The sequence below is a fragment of the Rhodoferax sp. UBA5149 genome (assembly GCF_002413825.1).
In the GTDB taxonomy this organism is placed as follows: Bacteria; Pseudomonadota; Gammaproteobacteria; order Burkholderiales; family Burkholderiaceae_C; genus Rhodoferax.
The window spans coordinates 5,561-8,457 of record NZ_DHXT01000217.1 but is presented as its reverse complement, the minus strand read 5'-3'; the positions used below and the strand labels follow the sequence as shown (position 1 = coordinate 8,457).

General features: G+C 60.5%; 4 protein-coding genes. 1 reads left to right on the top strand and 3 read right to left on the bottom strand.

Annotated elements, in window-relative coordinates; all coding sequences use genetic code 11:
• Nucleotides 1–761: dihydroorotase (gene pyrC, locus B3V69_RS19470; protein WP_414707586.1), on the bottom strand; the 761-nt coding region annotated here is incomplete at its 3' end.
• Between the two features lie 41 nt (nt 762–802).
• A complete protein-coding gene (locus tag B3V69_RS19465) occupies nt 803–1,777 on the bottom strand; it encodes a LysR substrate-binding domain-containing protein (protein ID WP_296449079.1) in 975 nt (324 codons plus the stop codon).
• A 203-nt stretch (nt 1,778–1,980) separates the two neighbouring features.
• Between B3V69_RS19465 and B3V69_RS19460 the strand changes: the two genes are divergently transcribed.
• Nucleotides 1,981–2,619, top strand: a complete 639-nt coding sequence (locus tag B3V69_RS19460) for a hypothetical protein (protein WP_296449075.1) — start codon at nt 1,981–1,983, stop codon at nt 2,617–2,619.
• Between the two features lie 94 nt (nt 2,620–2,713).
• On the opposite strand, the gene B3V69_RS19455 is transcribed toward B3V69_RS19460, so the two are convergent.
• A partial coding sequence (locus tag B3V69_RS19455) for a hypothetical protein (protein WP_296449073.1) occupies nt 2,714–2,897 on the bottom strand: 184 nt, incomplete at its 5' end.

The following is a 2,897-nucleotide window of genomic DNA, read 5'->3' as shown; positions in this document are numbered from 1 at the left end:
TGGGCCGGGTGCGGCGCACTGTCGGTGCCCAGAAAGAACTTGGGGCTGCCAGAAATAGCCGCTTGCACCAGCGCCAGCCGATGCGTCTCGCGTTTCAACACCGGCAGGCAGTAGTAATGCGGGCGAATGCCGCCGGTGAAGATGGCGTTGCGGTTGTAGAGCAAATGATGGGCCGTAAGGGTGGCGGCGGTGAAGCGGTCCGCTTCCTGCACGTACTGCGCGGCCTCCAGCGTAGTGATGTGCTCGAACACAATTTTGAGCTCGGGAAAATCACGCCGCAGGGGGATGAGCTGGGTGTCGATGAACACCGCCTCGCGATCGAAAATATCGATCTCAGGCGCTGTCACTTCACCATGCACCAGCAGCGGCATGCCGGCGCGCTGCATGGCTTCCAGCGTGCGGTAGGTGTTGCGCAGGTCGGTGACACCGGCGTCGCTGTTGGTGGTGGCGCCCGCCGGGTAGAGCTTGGCCGCCACCACGCCGGCGTCCCACGCGTGTTTGATTTCATCGGGCGGCAGGTTGTCGGTGAGGTAGAGCGTCATCAGCGGCTCGAATTGAACGCCGTGTGGCACCGCCGCCTGGATGCGCGCCTTGTAGGCCAGCGCTGCCGCCGCCGTCGTGACCGGTGGCCGCAGGTTGGGCATGATGATGGCGCGACCAAACTGGGCCGCGGTGTGCGGCACCACTGTGCGCAGGGCGTCGCCATCACGCACGTGCAAGTGCCAGTCGTCGGGTCGGGTCAGGTGAATAGTTTGTGTCATGACTTGCATTGTCCCAAATGCCGACTTGCCGCGCCCAAGGCCTAGCTGGCGGCCGCCTGGGTCACCAAATAATCCCACAGCGCTTGCGCGTTGCGCTTCGGGCCGGGTCCGGCGCTGCGGTTCGTGTGAATACCGGATTTGCCCGCTTCCTTGCCCGAGGGCCGTTCCCGGTAGGCCCGCACATCCATGGTGATCTGAAGCCCCTTCATGTCGATCGGTGCGGCGCTCACCAGCTTCTTGGCACGTAAATCCTTCTTGACGGCGCTGTAAGGCAAGAAGGCGATGCCATGCCCTTCCAGCGCCATCGCCTTCAGGCCTTCCGCCATGTCGGTTTCATAGACACGGTCGAAGTGAATCGCCGCGCCGTACTGCTTGAGGATCAGCTCCACCATTTGCCCCAGATAAGCGCCCGGTGCGTAGGCCAGATACGGCAGCGGCTGCCCCGTGCGCCCAGGCAAGCGGAACATCGGTGCACCGTCGGCGTCCGGTTTGACATAGGGCGCCATGACCTCTTCGGCCAAGCTCACCATTTCGTAACGGTCGGCGTCCAGCTGGTAGGGCTGCGAGGGGTGGTGATAGGCAATCAGCAGATCGCAACTGCCCTCCACCAGGCGCATGACGGCATCGTGCACGTTGAGCGCGATCAGACGGCTTTTGATCGGTCCGAACTTCTCACGCAAGGCCGACACCCAGGCCGGGAAGAAAGTAAAGGCCAACGTGTGCGGCACCGCGAACTCGATCACATCCTGCCCGGCCGCCGTGTGCCCGCGCATCATGGCGCGGGTGCTTTGCAGCGCCTGCAACACCTCCAGCGACTGGGCATACAGCGTTTCTCCCGCCGGCGTGAGCCGCGTCGGGTAGCTGCTGCGGTCCACCAGATCGGTGCCGGCCCAGCCCTCCAGCGACTGGATACGGCGCGAGAACGCGGGTTGCGTGACATGGCGCAGCTGGGCCGAGCGACTGAAACTGCGGGTTTCTGCCAGCGACACGAAGTCTTCTAACCATTTGGTTTCCATGCGCAGATTATCAGCGGATGGCATAGATGAGGGAATTTGACCTTTGAGGGCCTGAACGTGCGATAGCGCACCGACAGCGAGTACGAATGCCGCAATGATCCAGTATCGAATCTCCAGTGACACCTTCAAGCGATTTGAATGGATAGTCAAAAAAGGACATCGGTAGCCGTCGCCAACGCAGTAACCAAAAAGGGGAGAGTCACATGAAGTACCTAGCAGTATTACTCAGCTCGACGATGTTGGCCGCATGCGGTGGGGGCGGCTCAGCCTCACCGTCCTCCGCCGTGTCGTCCTCGGCGTCGTCTTCCTCCACCGTATCGCCCGCAAGTGCTGAGCTCGCAAAGTATGAGGGCGTGTGGCGGCAAGATTGCGACAACCATATGCAATTGACGAGGACCGCCACGGCAACGAGCGGCACCACCTTCTCTGTCACGACCAAAGAGGAGTACTTCGACAACGCAGACTGCACAGGTGCTTTGGTCGCGACCGGTAGCTTCGGCCAACCAGACGAAGCCGTGCAGTACACAGCAACATTGGCAAACGCCTCCGTCAAAATGCCGACAGGCGAAACTATCGTATCCGACGTTGATCCGGCAACCTCCGTCTTGGCCGTGGCACCTTTCACCTTCACAGGCAGCGGCGTGACGTCTACGTATGCCTTCGGCACGACATTCGGACGCATTGAATACCCCAACGGAGAACACGCGCTCATCCAGCGCCAGGCGTTAAACGGCCAAACCAGCCATGGCGCACTCCTTATACGGAATGATGAGTTGCTTGCCCTCGTGCCGATTGGAGACTCCACAACATCATTCCAAGTGAATCAACGATACATTCGGTGATTGATCCGCCAGGCACAAAGGGCACCAACTTCTCGATGGCGCGTTTGGAAAATTCGACGGCGCCTATAAAAACGTGCCCCACGTTCGCTATTATTTAGATAGCTGTTTGGGCATATTTCACGGGAGCTAGAGGCCAAAACTCTACGGCAATTACGCCGGACTCTGCTGCCGCGCCCGCATCTGCCCGGTAGCACTCGTTTACCGGATTGGCTCCAATCCGAACCCACATATTCGTTTTCTTTGCTGCGTGGCCAATGAGGTGTTCGAGCCCGTGTCGG

What these genes read in the sequence shown, in the direction of transcription:
- B3V69_RS19465 (WP_296449079.1), bottom strand. Translation starts at nt 1,777, where the DNA reads ATGGAAACCAAATGGTTAGAAGACTTCGTGTCGCTGGCAGAAACCCGC.
- B3V69_RS19460 (WP_296449075.1), top strand. Translation starts at nt 1,981, where the DNA reads ATGAAGTACCTAGCAGTATTACTCAGCTCGACGATGTTGGCCGCATGC.